Below are 17,703 nucleotides of genomic sequence, written 5' to 3' on the forward strand. Positions count from 1 at the left end.
ATGGCCAGTGCCCCCTCAGTCATCGACATACTCTCCCAGCAGCCCCCGGCCTCGCTCGCGCAGGAAGTCGAGGGCCCGGGCACGCTTCCACTCGCCACGATAGACCAGCCCGAAGCCGAACGTCATTGCCGGGAAGAACGGGCGCACCACCACCGCGTCCCGAGGCGAGAGCTGATCCCGGGCGGTCACCGGGTTCATCACCGTGATCCCCACGCCGTTGGCCACCAGCGCGGCGATGGTGCCGATATTGGCCTCGGTCTTGCCGGTGATCTGGATACCGTGGCGGGCGGTCAGCTCGAGCAGCGGGTTGGTGCTGATGCTCGGCTGGTTGCTGATCACCAGGTGCTGGTCGCGCAGGTCCTCGACGCCGATCCGTGCCTTGTCCGCCAGGGGGTGGGCCGCCGGCAGCAGGCAGACCGCCTCGGTGGTGAGCCAGGGCTCCACCTCCAGCACCCGCGAGGCCACCGGCAGGGTGACGAAGCCGATATCGGCATGGCTCGACTCCACGGCCAGCTGCACCTCGTGGCTGGACATCATGTCGAGGCTGACGCTGAAGCGGCGATTCTCCTCCAGCAGCGCCGCCACCAGGCGCGGCACGAAGCCGAAGGAGAGGCCGGGTATCGAGGCGATCCGCAGCCGCGAGGTGCCGAACTCCTTGAGCGCCAGCACGCTGTGGCGCAGCTCCTCGATGTTACCCATCAGCCGCAGGATCTCGTCGTAGAGCTCGCGGGCCTCGGGCGTGGCGACCAGGCGGTTCTTCTCGCGCAGGAACAGCTGGATCCCGAGGTTCTCCTCGAGCTGGGCCAGCGAGCGGCTGACCCCGGACTGGGTGATGCCCAGGGTCCTGGCCGCCTGCGACGCGCTGCCCGCCTCGAACAGCGTCTTGAAGATCGCCAGTGCCTTGAGGGAGTGGATGGTCACGTCAGCCATGAGTCGAACTCATCAAATTCGATAAAAACATCATATATTGAAATACCTGTGATTCGCCACCTAGACTTCGGACAGGTCGATTCCACAACGATAACGGTTCCTCACATGACCTCTTCCCCCCTGTTCTACCAGGCCGGCCCCGCCCTGCCGGAAATCAGCCACGGCGATGGCGTCACCCTCTGGGACACCCGGGGCAGGGCCTACCTGGACGGCTGCTCCGGTGCCATCTCCTGCAACCTCGGCCACGGCCGGCAGGATATCCGCAACGCCATGCTGGCCCAGCTCGACCGCGTCGCCTTCACCTACCGCACCCAGTTCGAGAGCGCCCCGGCGCTGGCCCTGGGCCATGCCCTGGTCGAGCTCACCGGCGGCGCCCTGGAGAAGGTGTTCTTCGTCTCCAGCGGCTCGGAAGCCGTGGAGTCGGCCCTCAAGCTGGCCCGGCAGTACGTCGTCGCCACCGGCGAGCCGCAGCGGCGCCGCTTCGTTTCCCTGCGCCCCTCCTACCACGGCAGCACCCTGGGGGCGCTGGGCGTCACCGGCTACCGGCCCCTGGAGGCCCCCTTCACCGCGCTCACCCAGGCCTCGCTCAAGGTGCCGGGGCCGGACTTCTACCGCCACACCGACGCCGACGACGATGCCCATGTGGACCGGGTGCTGGCCGAGACCCGCGCGGCCATCGAGGCCGCCGGCCCCGAGTCGATCATCGCCTTCGTGCTGGAGCCGGTGGGCGGCGCCAGCACCGGCGCCCGACTGCTGGGCGAGCGCTACCTCAAGGGCATCCGTGCGCTGTGCGACGAATTCGGCTGCCTGCTGATCCTCGACGAGGTGCTCACCGGCGTGGGCCGCACCGGCGCCTGGTTCGCCTTCCAGCACTACGGCGTGACGCCCGACCTGCTGGCCACCGCCAAGGGGCTGGGAGCCGGCTATTACCCGGTGGGGGCGCTGCTGGCCCGCGACGATATCGTCGAGGCGGTGATGGCCACCGGCGGCTTCCAGCACGGCCACACCTACGCCGGCAATCCGCTGGCCTGCGCCACCGGCCTCGCCGTGGTCGAGGCGATCCGCCGCGAGGGACTGCTGGAGAACGCCCGGGCGCGCGGCGAGCAGCTCGGCGCCGGCCTGCGGGCGCTGGCCGAGCGCCATGCCTGGGTCGGCCAGGTACGCGGAATCGGCCTGCTGTGGGGCGTGGAGCTGGTGGCCGACCCGGCGACCCGCGCGCCCTTCCCCGCCGAGCAGAACCGTTTCGCCCAGATCACCGCCCTGGCCCGGGAGGAGGGGCTGTTGATCTACCCCCGCCGCACCCTGGACGGCGTGGCCGGCGACCACTTCCTGGTCACCCCGCCGCTGACCATCACCGCCGACGAGGTGGAGACCCTGCTCGAGCGCCTGGCGCGTGCCATGGCGCGCTTCGACCGGGCGCTGGCCGACGAGGCCGCCGCCCCCACCGCCCGGTCGACGGAGGGCCGCCCGTCATGACGCTGCTCACCGAGAAGGTCCGCGACATCGAGGCGGCGGTGGCCGCCATCCCCGAGGGGGCGACGATCATGGTCGGCGGCTTCGGCTCGCCCGGCACCCCCTTTGCCCTGCTCGACGCCCTGCTCGAATCCGGCCAGGGCGGGCTCACCCTGATCAAGAACGACGCCAATGAACCCGGCATCGGCATCGGCAGGCTGATCGAGGCCGGCCGTGTCACGCGGCTGATCACTTCCCACCTGGGGCTCAACCGCACCGCCATCGAGGCGATGAACGCCGGGCGACTCGAGGTGAGCTTCCATCCCCAGGGCCTGCTCGCCGAGAAGATCCGCTGCGCCGGGGCCGGCCATGGCGGCTTTCTCACCGACATCGGCCAGGGCACCGAGATCGCCGCGGGCCGCCGGGAGGTCGAGATCGACGGCCGCCCCTGGGGCATCGAGCCCGCCCTGCACGCCGATGTCGCCCTGGTGCACGCCGAGCGGGCCGACCGCTACGGCAACCTGATCTATCGCGCCACCGCCAGCAACTTCAACCCGCTGATGGCCATGGCCGCCGAGCGGGTGATTGCCCAGGCCTATCGGCTCGACGCACCGGGCGAGCTGCCCATCGACGCCATCCACACCCCCTGCGCCTTCGTCAGCCAGGTGGTGCAGGTCGACCGTGCCACCAGCGAACAGGGAGTGCGTCCCCATGGCCTCTGACACCCAGCGCATCCTGGCCCGGGCCGCCCGGGAGGTGATCCCCGGCCAGATCGTCAACCTCGGCATCGGCCTGCCGACCCGCCTCTTCCACCACCTGCCCGACGAGATGGAGGTGCTGGTGCACTCGGAGAACGGCGTGCTGGGCTGCCGTCCACGCCGCGACGGCGAGGCGCCGGACCACGACATGATCGACTCCGGCGGGGCCTACATCACCACCCGTCCCGGGGCCAGCGTCTTCGACAGCGCCACCTCCTTCGCCATGATCCGGCGCAGCCGGGTCGACCTCACCTTCATGGGCGCCTTCGAGGTCGACGCCGCCGGCAACCTGGCCAACTGGAAGATCCCCGGCAAGTTCTCCCCGGGGATCGGCGGCGCCATGGAGCTGGCCCAGAAGGTCAGGCGGCTGGTGGTGCTCTGCTCCCACAACGACAAGCACGGCAACCCCAAGATACTGGCGCGCTGCCGCCTGCCGCTCACCGCCAGCGGCTGCGTGTCGCGCATCATCACCGACAAGGCGGTGATGGACGTGACCCCGGCGGGGCTTGCCGTGGTGGACATCGCCGAGGGGCTCGACCCTGCCGACCTGCAGGCGGCCACCGAGGCACCACTGCTCATCGACGAATCACGGCTGGGGAGGTTCTGATGCTGGATGCCACCGAGACGCGCATCGTCGCCGCCTGCGAGGCGCTGATGGATGACACCCTGGCCCTGACCCGCGACCTGGTGCGCGGCTACAGCGTGCTGGGCCAAGAGCAGGGCGCGCTGGATACCATGGAGGCCTGGCTCGCGCGGCTGGACCTGCCGGCGACCCGGGTGCCCCTGGACGCCCCGGGCCTTGCCGACCACCCCTGCCGAGCGCCCACCGAATGGTCGAGCGAGGGGCGCTACAACCTGGTCTCGCGGCTGAATCCCGAATCCGAGGCCTCGCACCTGGTGTTCAACGGTCACCTGGACGTGGTGCCCGCCGAGCCTACCGACATGTGGACCCGGCCGCCCTGGGAGCCCTGGGAGCGGGACGGCTGGCTCTACGGTCGCGGTGCCGGCGACATGAAGGCCGGCATCGCCGCCATGGTGATGGCGGTGGAGGCGGTGCGCCGGGCCGGGGTGGCCATCGACTTCCCGCTGACCCTGCAGACGGTGATCGAGGAGGAGTGCACCGGAAACGGCGCCCTGGCCTGCCTCCATCAGGGCTACGGCGGCGACTTCGTGCTGATCCCCGAGCCCTTCGGCGCCCGGATACTGAGTGGCCAGGTGGGCGTGCTGTGGTTCCGCATGCGCCTCGACGGGGTGCCTGCCCATGTGCTGGACACCGGCGCCGGCAAGAACGCCATCGAGAACCTGCAACAGTACCTGCCGGCCCTCAAGGCCCTGGAAGCGGAGATCAACGCCCTGCCCCGCCCGGCGCCCTACGAAGACCACCCCCACCCCTTCAACCTCAGCATCGGCCGGGTGGAGGGCGGCAACTGGGCCTCCAGCGTGCCGGCCCACGCCATCCTCGAGGGGCGCGTCGGCTTCCCGCCGGGCATGACGCCCGACGCGGCCATGCGCCGGGTGCGCGAGGCCATCATGGCCCGCCATGCCGAGCTCGACGACGCCACGCCCCAGCCCCGGGTCAGCTTCCACGGCTTCCGCTCCGAAGGGCACCTGGTCGACCTGGACACCCCCGGCATCCGGCTGCTCTCGGCCTGCCACGAGGCGCTGCTCGGCGAGCCGCCGGCCCACTACCTCGCCACCTGCACCACCGACCTGCGCGCCTTCCACGTCGCGGGCGGGATCAACGGCACCTGCTACGGCCCGGTGGCGCAGCGCATCCACGGCGTGGACGAGTGCGTGGAGATCGACTCCATCCGCCACGTGCTGACCACCTACGCGCTGTTCCTTCACCGCTGGGGACAGCAGGCCACGCAACAGGAGCCGAGCGCATGAGAGACGCCTATCTCGCCGACTACGCCCGCAGCGCCTTCACCCGCGCCCACCCCCGCAAGCCGGAGGTGGACGCCTGGGCCGACACCCGCAGCGACGTCCTGCTGGCCGCCGTGATCGACGCCCTGCTGGAACGCCGCGACCTCGACGGCGCCGCCGTGGAAGAGCTGAGCCTGGGCTGCGCCCTGCCGGTCAAGGAGCAGTGGAGCTTCGGCGGCCGCTACCCGCTGTGGCTCGCCGGGCGCCTGGGCGAACGGGGCCGCGCCTGCGCCAGCCGCCAGATCGACCAGCAGTGCGGTTCGGGGCTCGCTGCCCTGCGCAGCACCGCCCGGGAGATCCAGGCCGGCGCCATCGAGGTCGGCATCGCCGGCGGCGTCGAGAACATGACTCGGGTCCCCATGGGCCCGGCGCTGTTCCAGGAGGGCGTGCTGACCAGTCCCGCCGTGCTGCGCAAGGCCCCGTGGCTGGAGCTCGACGTGGCCCTGAACATGGGCCTGACCGCCGAGCGCCTGGCCGAGGCCGCGGGCATCGGCCGCGAGGCCATGGACGCCTTCGCCCTGGCCTCCCACCAACGGGCCGCCGCGGCCGATGCCGCGGGGCGCTTCGACGGCGAGCGCCTGGCCCTGGCCAACGCCGAGGGCGACCCGGTCGCGCGGGACGCCAATATCCGTGCCGACACCAGCGCCGAGCGCCTCGCCGGCCTCGACCCGGTATTTCTCGAGGGCGGCCGGGTGACCGCCGGCAACAGCTCGCCGCTGACCTCCGGGGCCGCCGCCACCCTGCTGATGTCCGAACAGGCCCTGGCGCGCCATGGCGCCACGCCCCTGGCCCGGGTGGTGGGCGTTGCCGACTGCGGGGTCGCCCCCGAACGGATGGGCGCCGGGGCGGCCGCCGCCATCCGCCGCGTGCTGGCCCGGACGGGCCTCACCGTGGCCGATATCGACGCCTGGGAGATCAACGAGGCCTTCGCCGCGGTGCCGCTGCACGCCATGGGCGAGCTGGAACTGGACCCCGATCGGGTCAACGTCTGGGGCGGCGCCCTGGCGCTGGGCCACCCGCTCGGTGCCACCGGCGTCCGGCTGGCCGGCACCCTGGCCCGCATCCTGCAGGCCGAAGGCAAGCGCTACGGCTGTGCGGCCGCCTGCATCGGCGGCGGCCAGGGCATCGCGGTGATCCTGGAGCGCATGTGACGACTCAGGTATTGCTTGCTAGTTTCGAATATGAAGGTTTACCAAAAGACCAGGAGGTGACAGGGCAGCAAGGCCCGAATCCGTTTCGATAGCGTGAAGCATGAACGAGGCATGTCGCGACGCTAATCGTGTCGCAAACCCATGTAAACAAACCAACATTGAGCAGGCATCGACATGACAAATCATAAAACGCCTTTTCATCGTCCTCTCATCGGCGCCATGACACTTCTCGGCGCCATTTCCCTGGCAAGCTTGCCGGCCCAGGCACGCGACCTGCCCGAGATTCAGGACGACGTCTTCCAGGTCGCCAACTCTGGCGCTTATCCTCCTTTCAGCTATGTCGATACGGCAGGAAACCTGATCGGCTTCGATGTGGATATCGCCGAAGCCCTGGCAGAGAAGATGGGAGTCGAGGTCAACATCCAGACCTCGCCGTGGAATGGTATCGTTGCTGCGCTGTCCGGTGGCCGTTTCGATGCCTGCATCTGCAGCATGAGCGTCACGGAAGAGCGCGAGAGAGCCGTCGATTTCACCGACAGCTATTACGGATCAGGGCTCTCCGTATGGGTGCAGGAAGGCACCGACGACGTCAGCAGCATCGATGACTTCGAAGGAAAAAGGGTGGGTTCCACCCTGGGCGAAACCGGCAACCAGTGGGCTACCGAGAACGCTGATGGGAAGTGGAGGAACCAGACCTTCCAGGGCCTTCCCGACATGATGAATGCACTGACCACCGGGCGTATCGACGTGATGATCGCCGATGACATTCCCGTCTATGTGGCACTCAATGAACAGGACATCGCTATCAAGCAGGTCGACGTCGGCGAGCTGCCCAGCTGGCCTGCGGCCATTGCCATCCAAAAGAACACGCCTCAGCTGAAGGAGGCACTCAATTCGGCACTGGCCGAGATCAAGGAAGATGGCACCTATCAGGCAATCGTCGACAGATGGATCGGCGAAGGGGTCGAATTCAACTGACGGATCGGCACAGCAGGGCGCAAGCCCTGCTGGCGCCTGCCCGCTTCACATCACCACGACAATCACAACAACAGGACAAGGGGGATCATGGACATCAGCCTGATGATCGACATAACGCCGTTGCTGGTGAAGGCAGCCTGGGTCACGATCGACATATCGGCTCGCGCCCTGTTCTTCGGATTCTTCATCGCCTCCGCGCTGGTGGCGCTGCGAACCTCTCGAAACACTCCTGCCCGCTGGCTGGCACGCGCCTACATCAGCGTCGTTCGCGGCACCCCCTATTTCGTCCAGCTGCTGCTGGTCTTCTATGGCGGCCCGGCGATCGGCCTGCGCCTGGACCCCTTCACCTGCGGCGTGGTGGTCGGGGCCTTCAATATCGGCGCCTACATGAGCGAGGCCATTCGGGGGGCCATCGAATCGGTGGACAGCGGCCAGAACGAGGCCTCGAGGTCGCTGGGGTTCGGCCGCCTGGCCACGCTGCAGCACATCGTCCTGCCCCAGGCAGCCGGCCTGATGATTCGCTCCATCGGGGTGCTCGCCATCATCCTGGTCAAGAACTCATCCCTGGTGTCGATCATCTCGGTGGTGGAGCTGACCTACCAGGCGCAGCGCCTGATCGGATCCACCTACAAGCCCCTGGAAGTCTTCACGCTCAGCGCCCTGCTGTACATCGTCATCATCTATGCAGTCATGGGCATCGTGGAATTCCTGTACCGCCGCGCCACTCGCTACACCTATCTGTAGACCCGCCAGGCAACAGAACAACCAGGACCCGCCATCATGGAATTCGACTTCAGCCCCGTCATCGCCTACTTTCCGACACTTATCACCGGCATAGGGGCCACGCTGCTGATTGCCCTTCTGGTAGCCGTCATGTCGGTGGTCGGCGGCCAGATCGTTGCCGTGATATCCATATTCACCAAGAAGTTGGTCAGCTGGCCGCTGCGCTTCTTCATCTGGCTATTCATGACCACACCGCTGCTCCTGCAGCTGTATTTCCTTTATTTCGGGATTGGCGAATGGATACTCATACCGGCGATCGTGGTTGGCGTTCTCGGCCTTGGATTTCACTACATGGCCTATAATGCCGATATCTTCATCGCCACCATCAAGTCAGTCTCGAACGGCCAGTATGAGGCCTCGCGCTCGCTGGGCTTCGGACACCTGGCCACCATCTTCTACATCATCGTCCCACAGGCCTTCTATCGCGCCATTCCCCAGCTCGGCAACAACATGATCATCATGGTCAAGGATACCGCGGTACTGTCGGCCATCGGCATCGCCGAGCTGGTCTATGTCTCGCAGTATGCCATCAGCGTGACCTTTCGCCCCTTCGAGTTCTACATCACCATTGCCGTGATCTACTACCTGATCAATATCCTGATGGAAGCCGGACAGTCGTGGATAGAACGCCGTGCTGCCTATCGCCGTTAACAAGGAAATCACATGACAGAAACGACAGAGACTCCGATGGTCGAACTCAAGGGAGTCAAGAAACGATTCGGTGACCTCGAGGTCCTCAAGGGTATCGATCTCAAGGTCGATCGCGGCAAGATCATCTCCATCATCGGCCCCTCCGGTTCGGGAAAGAGCACACTCCTGCGATCGATCAACAACCTGGAAGTCATCGATGAAGGCACCATCATGCTGGACGGCATCCAGGTGAACCGGCCCGACCTGAGCGGCCTGGCATTCGAAAGGCACATCAACCATATCCGCCAGAACATGGGCATGGTGTTCCAGCACTTCAACCTGTTTCCCCACCTCTCGACGCTGGAGAACGTGACGCTGGCGCCCAGGAAGCTCAAGGGCATGAACGCCGGCGCCGCCCGGGAGCTGGGCATGGAGCTGCTCGACCGCGTGGGCCTGGCGGACAAGGCACGGGCCTACCCGAGCTCGCTCTCCGGGGGCCAGAAGCAGCGAGTGGCCATCGCCAGGGCCCTGGCCATGCGCCCCAAGGTCATGCTCTTCGACGAGGCAACCTCGGCGCTGGATCCCGAACTGGTGGAAGAAGTGAACCGCGTCATGAAGAGCCTGGCCGAGGAGCACATGACCATGCTCATCGTCACCCACGAGATGGCCTTCGCCCGCGACGTTTCCGACTGGGCCATGTTCATGGACGGCGGCGTGGTGGTCGAGGCCAACACTCCCGACCACCTCTTCTCCCACCCCGACCAGGAGCGCACGCGCAACTTCCTGCGCAAGCACCTGGGGAGCCAGGCGCAGTCGTCGGCACAGTCTTGACCCGGGGCAGCAGCACCCGGCGGGGCCGGTGCACGAAAGCGACACTCAGGCAGGAACAAGGAGGAGAAAGGCGACGGATGGCCATGGAGAGGCCCCGAAATGGAGGCGGCCCCGACAGCCACATCCCGGCACACGCGTCCACCACTACCGTTGCTCCCTTCCGGGCCTGGCGGGGTTTGCGGTTTAGCGTTGCGGGAGGACCGACGGGGCCACCACGACACGACGCTCGAGGCGTCAAACCCGGCGAGCGATCAATGACTTGCCGAGTGCGACGGCACTATACCAGCACACCCCCCGGGCGGCAAGGGAAAGCCGTGCCGAGGAGAGCCCGCTGCGCTGCAAGGATGTGAGACACGGCCCACTGCTGTATGGTGAAGGGCATCCCCTGCCTCTCGACTAGACTCCGTTTACGGGAGGCTTCACCCGTTGCCGACATCTGGAGGCGCCCCATGAAGAAGGATCCGAACAAGGGCTACATCGCCCTGCTGGGCTGGAGCCTGAACGCCATCGAAGCCGCCGAGAACTTCGACCGACGCTATGTGGTGGTCGCTCCGGACTGGGCCGAGGAGTACTGCCAGAAGCACGACATCCCCCATGTCCCCTGGAACTTCGAACGCTTGAACGATCGCTCCATGGAGATCGCCGAAACGCTCAAGGAGATGGGGGTCGACGTGGCCATCCCGCTGTTCGAGGAGACCGTGGAGTGGGCCGGCGCCATCAACTCGCTGCTGCTCGACAAACCACGGCTCTATGGTCAGTCGCTTCTGCTCCGCGACAAGGCGCTGATGAAGCGCCGCGCCCAGCTCGGCGGTATCCGCGTGGGCATCTTCGAGGAGGCCCACGACAAGGGCGACGTCATCCGCTTCCTCAAGCGGGTCAACCAGACCCTGCTCAAGCTCGACGGCGACCCCAACGACCCCATCCACCTCAAGGCCTTCGACAAGGCCGGCTGCCTCGGCCATCGGGTGATCCGTACCCCCGACGAGGTCGATACCATCCCCGACGAGGAATTCCCGGTGCTGATGGAGTCGCACCTGGACGGCTGGGAGTTCGCGGTGGAGGCCTGGATCCACAATGGCAAGATCGCCTTCCTCAACATCTCGGAATACGTGACCCTGGGCTACTCGGTGTTCGTGCCCGCCTCGCCGGAGCTGGAGCAGTATCGCCCGCAGATCACCGCCCAGATCGAGAAGCTGATCAAGGCCTTCGACATCGACTTCGGCCTGATCCACCCCGAGTACTTCGTCACCAGCGACGGCGAGATGTACTTCGGCGAGGTCGCCTACCGGCCGCCGGGCTTCAAGGTCTTCGAACTGCTCGAGCGGGTCTACGGCTTCAACGCCTACCAGGCCAGCATGCTGGTGTTCGACCCCAAGAGCACCCGGGAGGAGGTCAAGGCCTTCTTCCCCAAGGAGGTGGTCGATGCCGACGGCTACGCCGGCTGCTTCGGCGTCTATCCGCGCCGCCGGGTGGTCAGCAAGCTGGAGATTCCCGAAGAGGTCGAGGACGACCCCTACTTCGAGTCCCACGAGCTGACCCCGCCAGTCGAGGAGACCGTTACCAAGCGGACCGCCTTCGGTACCCACTGGGGGCTGATCTACTTCAAGGGTGACGAGGCCGCGCGCATGAAAGAGCTTCTCAAGCACATGGAAGAGCTTGATTTCTATGTCTGAGCTTGATTTATCAGGCCAATGAAGGCGTCATGGGAATGATGACGGCCTGACGACAAGGAGTCGGCGTGACCACGCACCGACACATGCAAGACAACAGTGAGCCGGCGGGCAACGACAAGCTCGCCGGCCTGCTGGCGAAACTCGACGAGGCGACCACCCTGCTCGCCGAGTCACTCGAGTTCACCAAGCCCGCGAAGCTGCCCCGGGTGCTGGATACCGCGCGCCGGGTGCTGCTCCAGGACGGTGGTGCCGCCGCGGTGGAGTCGCGTGCCAGGGCCCTGGAGGAGGCCGGGGTCTTCCTCGGCTCCGACTGGGAAACCCCCCAGTACCTGGTGCCTTCGCTCACCACCCATGCGCTCGATAGCGCCGATCCCAATACCGTGGTGATCGAGGCGCTGAGCGAGCTGCGGCTGCTGGCCGTGGCCAAGGGGGAGTATCTCCACCCCATGGTCTCCGCCGAGCAGGCGCACCACTACCTGACCCAGGTGATGGCCATCAATCTCTCGCTGCTGTTCAGCGCGCCCAGCGAGGCCGAGCGGGAGACCCAGGGGCGCCTGGCGCAGATCCCCCGCCACCTGTTCCGCCACCTGGCCGAGCGAATCGGCTACGAGCACATCATCGATCGCCTGATCGACGAGATCTGGCGCATCCTCCAGCAGCGACCGATCCAGGTGGAACCGGTCAAGAAGATGATCACGCAGATCGCCATCTGCCAGGCAAACCCGGAGATCGACCTGGGCACCAGCGGACAGGGAGCCGACCGCCTGGTCAGTTCACTGTTCGGCCCGACCCGGGCCTGCCGCGAGGATCCGGGCATCGAGGTCTACCGCGAGCGACTGGCCAGCATGGATGCCACCGCCCTGCAGGGCGAGGCCACCGGCTTCGCCCGGGCCATGCACGACACGGGCCTGGTGTCGCCCTACCACCCGGTGCTGTTGCGCCACCTGCTCGACCACGGTGACCACCTGCTGGCCGAGGCGCTGGGCCTCTCCTCCACCGGCCGCGACTGCCTGCTGTGCTATCGGGAGCTGGTCCACGCCCTGATCCGGGGCGGGGTCTATCCGGCCACCCCCCAGGCCGCCTACGGACTGGCACTGATGCTGGAGCGCGGGATCCTCTACCAGCCCCCGGTGGCGCCGGCGATGTGGCGCCAGCTGGGGCTGACGCTCTCCGAATGGTCCCAGGCGCGCCTCAACCTGGCCTTCGGCGAGGCGGTCTCGCCGCGGGCTCGGCTCCTCGAGGGCGTGCTCTGCATGCTCGGCCTGCCGCTGGGCGTGGGCCAGGGCAACAACCCCACCTGCCAGTCGGCCCGAGCGCTGTCGATGTGGGCCTACAACGATCCCGACTACCTGCTGCAGATGGTGGCCTGGGCGGCGCGCGACGACGACATCATCATGCACTTCGAGGGCATGCCGCTCTCCTCCATGGCCAGCCTGTCCGGGGTGGCCCAGAGCCTGCCCATGGACCTCGACCCGGTATCGCTGATCGTGGTGCCGCATCTCGACCGCATCTATGCCGAGATGGGACGTCGCTGCATCGGCCGCGAGGGCGACCCGCACCGCTGGGTCAACCCGGAATTCCACGGCTGGTGGTCGGGCCGCGGCTTTCGCATCAACGTCGACGTGACCAGCGGCCAGCTTCACGATCTCGACGACTTCCTGCGTCACTTCTATGCCAGCTATCACCCCTACTACAACGGCAACCAGCCGCTGATCCACCCCCAGCCGGCGGGCATCGCCATCACCGACAGCGCCGCCCGCTTCATCGGCTGGCACGCCATCACCGTGCTGCGGGTCTCGCTGGATCCGAATGACGTCATGCGGGCCTACTTCTTCAACCCCAACAACGACAGTGGCCAGGACTGGGGCGACGGGATCAAGGTGAGTACCGCCGGCCACGGCGAGCGCTTCGGCGAATCCTCGCTGCCCTTCGAGCAGTTCGCCTCGCGACTCTATATCTTCCACTACGACCCGCTGGAGCGCGGCGAGCTGGCCCAGGTCACCCAGGAGGAGCTCGACCGGGTGATCGGCCATGTCCACCGCAGCTGGGGCGCCGATCGCATCCCGCCCACCGACCTGCAGGCCGACGCGGGGCCCGGTGGCGTCCCTTGATGCCGGTCAGGACTTCCGCGCCAGGCTCTGCCAGAATGGGCACAAAGGAGCCTGCCGGCTCGATACCCGGGCGTAACAGGAAGATGGCCATGGACTTCAAGCTGCTGATGGTCTTCGTCGATCAGGACAAGACCGACAAGGTGCTGGACGCCGCCCGCGAGGCGGGCGCCACCGGCGCCACCATCATCAACAATGCCCAGGGCCAGGGGCTCAGGCCCCACCTGACCTTCTTCGGGCTGGAGTTCATGGCCTCCCGCAGCGTGATCCTGGTCCTGGTCGAGGCACGTCGTTCCCAGACGGTCCTCGATGCGGTGACCCAGGCCGGTAGGCTGGACGAAAGCCTCAACACCGGCATCGCCCTGGAACTGGACGTTAGCCAGGCGCTTGGGCTGAGCGAACATATACGCGCGCTCAGCCGGGAGCACCCCCTGGACGACAGCTGAGCCGCCACGCATGAGACACCGGTTCGGCGATCGGTGGCTACTCCCTGGCCTCGGGGGCTTCGCCGCCGGTCAGGCGACGCTCTACCCGCTCGAGATTGTCCCCGGTGCCGAGCAACACCAGCACATCGTCTGCCTGCACCTCGGTATCCGCCTGCGGATAGCGACTGCGATGCTCGTTGCGCACCATCGCAGTCACCGAGACCTGATCGCGCTCGGTGTCCAGTTCGGCCAGGCTATGGCCTATCGCCGGGCAACCCTCGTTCAGCACCACGGAGTGCAGCCGCTCCTGTTCGGCCGCCGGGCGTGTGTCCTGAATGCTGTCCAGCGAGCCGCGGAACAGCTCGCGCAACATGCGGTAGTGGCTGGCGCGCTGTTCCTGCAGGTGACGGGTCACCCGATACAGCGGTACGCCCAGCGCCTGTAGCGCATGGGAAGTGAGGATCATGCTCGCCTCCAGGGTCTCGGGGATCACTTCCGTGGCACCCGCCGCGCAGAGCTCCGCAACCGAGGCTTCATCGCGGGTACGCACCACCGCCGGCAGCCCGAGATGGGCGGCGTGGCGCAGCGTTGCCAGTGCCGCCGGGCGGTCCTCATGGCTGATGATCAATAGCCGCGCCCGCGCCAGCCCCACGTTCTCCAGCACGGCGGCATCCGAGGAGTCGCCGAAATAGACCGGCTGGCCCGCCAGGCGTGCCTCGCGTACGATCGCCGGATCAATATCCAGGGCGACATACTCGACTCCTTCGCTCTCCAGGAAGCGCGCCACGGTCTGGCCGGTGCGCCCGAAGCCGCAGATCACCACGTGGCCCCGCTCATCGAGCTCCTTCGGCGCCGGGGCGGCCCCGTCGGGCCACCGTGCCGGGCGCCCGAACAGCCGGCGCGCCAGCGGCTGGTTGTAGCGGATCAGGAAGGGTGCCAGGATCATCGAGAAGAGCACCGAGGTGAGCACCACCTGGGCCGGCTGGCTGGCGATCACCCCGCCCTCCAGACCGATGGCCAGCAGCGCGAACCCGAACTCACCGCCCACCGCCAGCAGCAGCCCGGTACGCAAGGCCGTCTGCAGCTCCACCCCGGAGAGGCGCACGATCACGGTCACCAGGAGCAGCTTGATGGCCAGCAGCGCCAGGGCGCCCAGCAGCGCCTCCCACCAGATCTCGGGCAGCAGCGCGGGCTCCACCAGCATGCCGATGCTGACGAAGAAAAGCCCCAGCAGCACATCCCGGAACGGGCGGATGGTGGACTCCACCTGATGGCGGAACTCGGTATCACCCAGCACCATCCCGGCCAGGAAGGCACCGAAGGCCATGGAGAGCCCCAGGGTCTTGGTGGTCCAGGCCGCCACCAGGGAGACGAACAGCACCGTCAGGGTGAAGAGCTCGGCGGAGCGGCGCTCCGCCACTAGCTGAAACAGTGGGCGCAGCAGCAGTCTCCCGGAAACCAGCACGATCACGAAGGCCAGCAGCGCCTTGGCCAGCGCCAGCCCCAGTGCGCCGGCCACCTCCTGGGCCGCCGCCACACCCAGCACCGGGATCACCACCACGAAGGGCACCGCGGTGATGTCCTGGAACACCGACATGGTGGTGCCCAGGCGGCCGTGTCGGGTCTGGCTCTCGCCCTGCTCCATCAACTGCTTGGTGATCACTGTGGTGGAAGACTGGGCGAACACGGCGCCGACCACGAAGGCCGCCGGGCCGGGCAGCCCCATGCCCCAGGCCAGCAAGCCGACTGCCAGCGTGGTCAGCGTCACCTGTGCGGTCCCGAGCCCGAGGATGGTGTGGCGCAGGGCGTAGATCTGCGGCATCGAGAAGCTGAGCCCGATGGTGAAGAGCAGGAAGACGATGCCGAACTCGGCGATCACGCGAATGTAGTCATCGGCCACCACCGGGCCGGCGGTATGGGAACCCAGGAGCACGCCCACCAGCAGATAGCCCAGGCTCGGGGGAATCCTGAGCCGCTGGAAGACCAGCACCACAGCGACGGTAGCCCCTAACAGCAACAACATCTGCACCAGCGCCTGTTCCAGCATCCCCTGCTTTCCTCATCTGCCCGGCGGGCTACATGTCACGCGTGGATGATCGTCTGCGCCACTCATCATATCAGCCGGAAGCTGCGCGACGCTGCAGCCAGCGCGCCCAGAGCGGAGCGCAGAACATCAGCACGATCATCCTCAGCAGGTGGTGGAAGGCCACGAATACCGGGTCCAGGTCCAGTGCCACGGCGAGAATCGCCATCTCGCCGATGCCGCCGGGTGCCAGCGCCAGCAGGGCCACGTCCCGCGGCACCCCCACCAGACGGTGGATGAGTTCGGCGAAGAGCGACAGCACCGCCAGGGCGACCAGGGTGGCGACAAGGGCCTGGCCCAGGTAGCGCCCCAGCCGTACCGAGGAGAGCCCGCGGAAGCGTGCTCCGATGGCGCAGCCCAGCACCCAGAGCATGAGATTGAGCCCCCATTCCTCCAGCTGCAGGCTGGCGATGTCGAATCCGGAGAGCAACGCGGCAAACAGCAGTGGGGTCAGCAGGGTAGGCGTCGGCAGACGCAGCCAGCGCCCGAGGGGAAACAGCAGCGGCAGCACAGGCAACATCCACAACCCGGCGAAGCCACGCGCCATCGCCTCGGCCTGCACCTCCCCGGCGGCACCCTCGTAGGCCCAGAACAGTGGCGGCAGAATCAATACCACCAGCACCACCCGCAGCGACTGGGCGATGGCGATGCGCTGGGGGTCACCCCCGCCCTTCTCACCCATCAGGATCATCGCCGTCATGGCGCCCGGGGCCGAAGCGAACCAGGCACTCACCGAGTCGAAGCCGCAGCGCCGGTACCAGGCCGCTGCCGCGGCAGTGGAGGCCGCGACCCCGGCCAGCAGCAGCGCCGCGGAGAGGGGCCAGTCGACCAGTCGCTCGGCCAGTTGCCGGGTCACCTGGCTGCCCAGCACCAGGCCGAGAACCCCGAGGAAGGCCTCACGCAGCCGCTCCGGCACCCGCACGTCCAGGCCGCGAGCCGTTGCCAGCAGGTTGGCGACCAGGGGCCCCAGCATCCAGGCCAGCGGCAGGCCCGTGGCGTGAAACACGGCTCCGCCCAGGCTCCCGATGGCCAGCGACCGTGCCAACGCCTGTCCGGCCGCCTGATCCACTCGCGCCCCCTCTATTACCCGGCTAACGAAAATCCCATTATCCCATGACAGGGAACAGAAGCCAGCACTGCAGCGAATCCCCACAGGCGGCTATAATGGCGCCCCCCTTCCCCACTCGGAACGCCCATGCCGCGCCTCGACCAGCTTCTCGTCACCCTGGGCCTGGCCCGCTCCCGCACCCGCGCCCAGCGGCTGATTCGCCACGGGCGGGTGCGCCTCGAGGAGAGCGGCCGCGTGCTCGCCAGGCCCGGCGAGAAGCTCCCCGAGGATGTGCGGCTGGCCGTGGAGGAGGACCCCGAGGAGCGCTATGTCTCGCGGGCGGGGCTGAAGCTCGAGGCACTGGTCGAGATACTGGGGCTCGACCTGTCGGACCGCCTGGTGCTGGACGTGGGCCAGTCCACCGGCGGCTTCACCGACTGCGCGCTGCGCTTCGGCGCCCGGCACGTGATCGGCGTGGAGGTGGGCCACGACCAGCTGGATCCGGCCCTGCGCGAGGACCCGCGGGTGACCTGCCTGGAGGGCCTCAATGCCCGGGCCATGGCCACGGAGCCGCGCCTGAGGGCGGCCTTCGAGGCCCGGGGCGCCACGGGACCGGACCTGGTGGTGATGGACGTCTCCTTCATCTCCCAGACCCTGATCCTGCCGGAGCTGGCTGCCCTGCTCGCCCCGGGCAGGCAGCTGCTGTCGCTGGTCAAGCCGCAGTTCGAGCTGGGACCCGGTGGCGTCAATGCCCGGGGCGTGGTCTCCGACCCGGCCCGCTACGCCGAGGTGAAGGCACGCATCGGCGACTGCTGCACAGCTTGCGGCTTCGCCATCCTGCACTGGGGGGAGAGCCCGCTGCTCGGTGGCGACGGCAACCGCGAGTTCCTGCTCCACGCCGTGCGCGAACCGTCGCCGGCCTGACGG

At 67.5% G+C, this 17,703-nt stretch carries 16 protein-coding genes and 1 other RNA gene; 13 read left to right on the top strand and 4 right to left on the bottom strand.

All coding sequences use genetic code 11. The features are described from left to right. Positions 1 to 15 precede the first annotated feature (15 nt). A complete protein-coding gene (locus tag ACOMD9_RS15885) occupies positions 16 to 930 on the bottom strand; it encodes a LysR family transcriptional regulator (RefSeq protein ID WP_421416814.1) in 915 nt (304 codons plus the stop codon). Between the two features lie 105 nt (positions 931 to 1,035). Here ACOMD9_RS15885 and ACOMD9_RS15890 point away from each other — a divergent pair, with 105 nt between their 5' ends. The 9 genes from ACOMD9_RS15890 (at position 1,036) to ACOMD9_RS15930 (ending at position 9,439) form a co-directional block, all read left to right on the top strand. Further along, positions 1,036 to 2,406 carry an aminotransferase family protein gene (locus tag ACOMD9_RS15890; protein WP_421416817.1) on the top strand — a complete coding sequence of 457 codons (1,371 nt, stop codon included), beginning with the start codon at positions 1,036 to 1,038 and terminating at the stop codon, positions 2,404 to 2,406. Continuing rightward, positions 2,403 to 3,104 (top strand): CoA transferase subunit A, encoded by a 702-nt coding sequence (locus ACOMD9_RS15895; protein WP_421416820.1) that lies wholly within the window; start codon positions 2,403 to 2,405, stop codon positions 3,102 to 3,104. Before ACOMD9_RS15890 ends, ACOMD9_RS15895 begins: the two co-directional genes overlap by 4 nt. Further along, entirely contained in the window at positions 3,094 to 3,747 is a 654-nt protein-coding gene (locus ACOMD9_RS15900; protein ID WP_421416822.1) for a 3-oxoacid CoA-transferase subunit B, read from the top strand. The genes ACOMD9_RS15895 and ACOMD9_RS15900 overlap by 11 nt, the downstream gene beginning before the upstream one ends. Continuing rightward, entirely contained in the window at positions 3,747 to 5,030 is a 1,284-nt protein-coding gene (locus tag ACOMD9_RS15905; protein WP_421416825.1) for an ArgE/DapE family deacylase, read from the top strand. Before ACOMD9_RS15900 ends, ACOMD9_RS15905 begins: the two co-directional genes overlap by 1 nt. Next, complete coding sequence (locus ACOMD9_RS15910; protein ID WP_421416827.1) at positions 5,027 to 6,217, top strand: acetyl-CoA C-acyltransferase; 1,191 nt, start codon at positions 5,027 to 5,029, stop codon at positions 6,215 to 6,217. The genes ACOMD9_RS15905 and ACOMD9_RS15910 overlap by 4 nt, the downstream gene beginning before the upstream one ends. 174 nt (positions 6,218 to 6,391) lie before the next feature. Further along, entirely contained in the window at positions 6,392 to 7,195 is an 804-nt protein-coding gene (locus ACOMD9_RS15915) for a transporter substrate-binding domain-containing protein (RefSeq protein ID WP_421416830.1), read from the top strand. A gap of 87 nt (positions 7,196 to 7,282) precedes the next feature. Then, positions 7,283 to 7,939 carry an amino acid ABC transporter permease gene (locus tag ACOMD9_RS15920; protein ID WP_421416832.1) on the top strand — a complete coding sequence of 219 codons (657 nt, stop codon included), beginning with the start codon at positions 7,283 to 7,285 and terminating at the stop codon, positions 7,937 to 7,939. Positions 7,940 to 7,975: 36 nt separating this feature from the next. Then, on the top strand, positions 7,976 to 8,629 hold the full coding sequence (locus ACOMD9_RS15925) for an amino acid ABC transporter permease (RefSeq protein WP_421416834.1): 654 nt from the start codon (positions 7,976 to 7,978) through the stop codon (positions 8,627 to 8,629). 12 nt (positions 8,630 to 8,641) lie between these two features. Then, entirely contained in the window at positions 8,642 to 9,439 is a 798-nt protein-coding gene (locus tag ACOMD9_RS15930; RefSeq protein WP_465249815.1) for an amino acid ABC transporter ATP-binding protein, read from the top strand. A gap of 109 nt (positions 9,440 to 9,548) precedes the next feature. Here the strand turns inward: ACOMD9_RS15930 and ffs are convergent. Continuing rightward, positions 9,549 to 9,645: signal recognition particle sRNA small type (ffs, locus tag ACOMD9_RS15935), an RNA gene on the bottom strand. 243 nt (positions 9,646 to 9,888) lie between these two features. Between ffs and ACOMD9_RS15940 the strand changes: the two genes are divergently transcribed. The 3 genes from ACOMD9_RS15940 (at position 9,889) to ACOMD9_RS15950 (ending at position 13,666) form a co-directional block, all read left to right on the top strand. Further along, positions 9,889 to 11,112 (top strand): ATP-grasp domain-containing protein, encoded by a 1,224-nt coding sequence (locus ACOMD9_RS15940; RefSeq protein ID WP_421416837.1) that lies wholly within the window; start codon positions 9,889 to 9,891, stop codon positions 11,110 to 11,112. A gap of 83 nt (positions 11,113 to 11,195) precedes the next feature. Beyond that, entirely contained in the window at positions 11,196 to 13,223 is a 2,028-nt protein-coding gene (locus ACOMD9_RS15945; protein WP_421416919.1) for a hypothetical protein, read from the top strand. An 89-nt stretch (positions 13,224 to 13,312) separates the two neighbouring features. Next, positions 13,313 to 13,666 (top strand): P-II family nitrogen regulator, encoded by a 354-nt coding sequence (locus tag ACOMD9_RS15950; RefSeq protein ID WP_421416840.1) that lies wholly within the window; start codon positions 13,313 to 13,315, stop codon positions 13,664 to 13,666. A 37-nt stretch (positions 13,667 to 13,703) separates the two neighbouring features. On the opposite strand, the gene ACOMD9_RS15955 is transcribed toward ACOMD9_RS15950, so the two are convergent. Together ACOMD9_RS15955 and ACOMD9_RS15960 are read right to left on the bottom strand one after the other, a co-directional pair. Further along, positions 13,704 to 15,692 (bottom strand): monovalent cation:proton antiporter family protein, encoded by a 1,989-nt coding sequence (locus tag ACOMD9_RS15955; protein WP_421416842.1) that lies wholly within the window; start codon positions 15,690 to 15,692, stop codon positions 13,704 to 13,706. A gap of 70 nt (positions 15,693 to 15,762) precedes the next feature. After that, a complete protein-coding gene (locus ACOMD9_RS15960) occupies positions 15,763 to 16,797 on the bottom strand; it encodes an AbrB family transcriptional regulator (protein ID WP_421416844.1) in 1,035 nt (344 codons plus the stop codon). A gap of 126 nt (positions 16,798 to 16,923) precedes the next feature. Here ACOMD9_RS15960 and ACOMD9_RS15965 point away from each other — a divergent pair, with 126 nt between their 5' ends. Continuing rightward, positions 16,924 to 17,700: a TlyA family RNA methyltransferase gene (locus ACOMD9_RS15965; RefSeq protein ID WP_421416846.1), complete on the top strand. Its 777-nt coding sequence runs from the start codon at positions 16,924 to 16,926 to the stop codon at positions 17,698 to 17,700. Positions 17,701 to 17,703 lie beyond the last annotated feature (3 nt).

This window comes from Halomonas terrestris, assembly GCF_049166755.1.
GTDB lineage: Bacteria > Pseudomonadota > Gammaproteobacteria > Pseudomonadales > Halomonadaceae > Halomonas.